This is a genomic window from Pseudomonas sp. K8 (assembly GCF_014889455.1).
In the GTDB taxonomy this organism is placed as follows: Bacteria; Pseudomonadota; Gammaproteobacteria; order Pseudomonadales; family Pseudomonadaceae; genus Aquipseudomonas; species Aquipseudomonas veronii.
In genome coordinates this window covers 1-739 of the sequence record NZ_VJWO01000153.1, presented here as the reverse complement: position 1 = coordinate 739, position 739 = coordinate 1, and the positions used below count along the sequence as shown (strand labels likewise).

The window sequence follows — 739 nt, the reverse complement described above, 5'->3', positions numbered from 1 at the left end:
TCGCAGGGCATCGGCTCGCTCGGCGTGGCCTCCACCAGCAACCTTGGCGGCACCATCCAGTACTTCTCGCAGGACCCGTCCACCGAATTCGGCGGCCGTGCCAGCGTCACCGTGGGCGACGACAACCAGCGCCGTGGCTTCCTGCGCGTGGACACCGGTGACCTCAACGGCTTCTCGGCCTATGTTTCCGGCGTGCACCAGGACGCGGACATGTGGGCCGAACCGAACCAGAACCAGACCACCCGGCAGTTCAACGCCAAGGCGGTGTGGAACGTGGGCGACCATCGCTTCGGCGCGTTCGGGCGGCAGCCCGGTCAACGCATCGTTGAGGTCGGACAGCGGCGCCTCGCTCTCTCGGCGCGCGATGGCGCGGGTGCGCACCTGTTCCACATCATCGAAGAACTGCGTGGATACCTGCTCGGCAAGCAGATCACCGACCAGTGCGCCGAGTCGGCGCACATCGTCACGCAGGGGAATGTCGGGGGTGGCAAAGACGATGCTGCTGCGGTACTCGTTCATCTGCGACGCACTGGCCTCGGGAACGGAATCCAGTCAAGCCTAACGCAGATCGCGCGGTGATCGACGCCGCACAGATAGTTTCAATTGCATGTGTTGGTGACCGATTGCCACGCAGGGCGTGGCACTACGGGTTGTCACCGAAGGCACCGGCGCGATCGTCCTGCACACGTAGAAATTCGTAGTGCCACGCCCTGCGTGGCAACCGCGCGCCAGCGCGGCT

1 pseudogene is annotated in these 739 nt (G+C 65.2%); it reads left to right on the top strand.

Annotated features, from left to right (window positions below):
- Positions 1 to 579 (top strand): annotated as a pseudogene (locus tag INT12_RS31575) (hypothetical protein); the annotation flags it as partial.
- Between the last annotated feature and the right edge of the window lie 160 nt (positions 580 to 739).